The following is a 2,359-nucleotide window of genomic DNA, read 5'->3' on the forward strand; positions in this document are numbered from 1 at the left end:
AACTATAACTTTAACGAATGGGGGGAGATATTTTCCGACCAGGTGGTGGCGGCGGCCATAATTGACCGGCTTGGAATACGAGATGATAGCCCACAGAAGACTAAACAGGCTCGGGATATATTTGCTAAATTGAGTGAGCAACTACCGAAGATGTCACCCAGTAAAGAAATTATGATAGAGGACATAAAAGGTAATTTATTGGAGGGATATGTGCAGGTAACTGCCGAGGAAGCAAAAAAGCTGTCCGGTTACGACCGTATCACTCCGAAGTATCTACCGGAACGCTTCCAGCATTACGGAGTGTTTATACAGGATAACCCAGGGATACCGACTGAAAAGATGGTAAAACAACTGTGGTATGACCCGGAAAAATTTGAAGTGTTAATGGTAACAGAGATGAAAGGCGACAGTACATCTCTGGAAGGGCGAATAATCTTCACAGAGGATTTAGAAGGACCAGGTAAAATTAGCGACATCTACGCTTGGGCTAAGCATATTTGTAGTTATGAGTTTACTAAAAATGGAATTCACGTTCAGGGATATATGCTTGTAAATGATGAAGGTAACCGAGACGAATACGAAAAGATATTGAAATCCTTGAAGGAGTAGCAACGTGTCAGTTGCCTTATAAAATTTTGATGGGAGGGGTTCTTTCCTGCCTGGAGAAGGTAAAGGTTAATCTTGCTGGCAGGGTCGTTGAAAGATTTTGTTGCGGAGAGCGGAACAAAGTAGGCCATTTATCCGTCTATTATTATTGAGAGATTTTTTAAAGTAGGTTTTTAGTGATAAAAAATTTTTTTGGGGGCACGGAAAAATGTCCAAAAAATTACAGGTAATTATCCTGATTGTCTTATCTTTATTAATAACAGTGACAATAACTGCTTGTTCAACGACATCCTGGAAAGCAAAAAGCCGGCTGAATAACCCTACTCAGATAGAAGTACATGAGAATTATTTGTATTTTTTAGACACATATTCTACAATAAAAATATACGACCGGGGAACAATTTATGATCTCACATCTTGGTTACCTGAGGGGTTTAGAAAGGAAAACACGATAATGGACTTTGCTGTGGTAAACCCCTCTAAGATAGCGGCTCTAACCGGCTCGAGTCTCTACTTGATTGATGTTCAGAAAAAAGAGATCAAAAAGATCTTTTCGGATAAAGATAACTTTACCTCAATGGATCTGGATCAAAAAGGGAATATTTACCTCATTTCAGCTAAACAGGTATTAAGGATAACACCGGAGGGGGAAAAAAGCCTGCTTTTTGCTTTTGAAAACCTCCCTTCCGATCAACGTCAGGAAGATGCATATTTCAGTAGAATTTTTGTGGGTAAGAATGATCATCTGTTTGTGGAGCTTCATAAAAGAATACCCTTCAGTAACATAGTTTTCGAATTAGATGGTAGAGGAAACATAACAGATACATATGATCTGCGGAAAATCATAGAAAAAAGCTTTTCTACCACTTCTGCCGCCAGGATATTAGATTATCAAGATTTTTCTTTATTTATCGTGGACACTCGTGGAAAGCTTTACAAATACAGGCCGGGTACCGGCAGCTTGCGCAAGCTTTTTGACGTAGCCCTAGGTGACTTTCACTATTGGCGTGTGATAGATCTTGTTAAAATAAGTGATGATTTTGATGAATACGTTTTATTGGTTACCGATTCGGACACAGGAAACTTCACAAGGGTGTGGAAACTACTGAAAGATGGAACACCAGTGGGAAATTTTATCAGCACTGAAGTCACCAGAGATTAACACTGGAGACTAAAAAAGAAGAGGGGGGTTAAAACCCCCTATTTAATTAACCGGTATATACGTAAGCCAGCACTGGCCGATGGTCTGAGATGTCAATTTGCAGTACTTGACTCTTTGAAGTATCTACTGAAACACCCCGCTTAAACCAAAAATCAACCTTGGGATTATTGGGGTTATTATAACATTGTAGTGTACATACTCCTCCAGGTCCAGTATCAGCCATTGGAAATACATTATACAGCATTATGTTGTAAGGATCTGAACCTTCATCATCATTTAGGTCACCACCGATAATCAATTTCTGATCTGAATAACCGTTGTTATTTAGTAAGCGTAAAATAAACCCCACCTTGCAATCAGGTGGGGACATAATCTGGCTTATTTATTAACCCTGCACACAGGGGGCAGTGAATCGGACCAGGGGAGTAACTGATCCAGGGCGTTACTGTCTTTAGGGTTCAGGTTGGGAAGTTTTTCAAAAAGATAGCTGAGGTATTGGAAAGGATTCAACCCATTCTCCTTTGCCGTTTCTATGATGCTGTAAGTAATAGCGCTGGCCCGGGCACCCCGCGGAGTATTGGCAAACAACCA

At 40.3% G+C, this 2,359-nt stretch carries 3 protein-coding genes; 2 read left to right on the forward strand and 1 reads right to left on the reverse strand.

The window, feature by feature from the left end; all coding sequences use genetic code 11:
• On the forward strand, window positions 1-609 hold a 609-nt coding region (locus BR83_RS17455), incomplete at its 5' end, for a hypothetical protein (RefSeq protein WP_034635594.1).
• Between the two features lie 205 nt (window positions 610-814).
• On the forward strand, window positions 815-1,768 hold the full coding sequence (locus tag BR83_RS0113980; protein ID WP_157833036.1) for a hypothetical protein: 954 nt from the start codon (window positions 815-817) through the stop codon (window positions 1,766-1,768).
• 378 nt (window positions 1,769-2,146) lie between these two features.
• On the opposite strand, the gene BR83_RS0113985 is transcribed toward BR83_RS0113980, so the two are convergent.
• The coding region (locus BR83_RS0113985; protein ID WP_162164762.1) for a transposase domain-containing protein at window positions 2,147-2,359 on the reverse strand (213 nt) is incomplete at its 5' end.

Source organism: Desulfofundulus thermocisternus DSM 10259 (genome assembly GCF_000686645.1).
GTDB lineage: Bacteria > Bacillota > Desulfotomaculia > Desulfotomaculales > Desulfovirgulaceae > Desulfofundulus > Desulfofundulus australicus.

Excerpts from the sequence above, each read along its gene's own strand:
- BR83_RS0113980 (WP_157833036.1), top strand. The coding sequence starts at position 815 with ATGTCCAAAAAATTACAGGTAATTATCCTGATTGTCTTATCTTTATTA.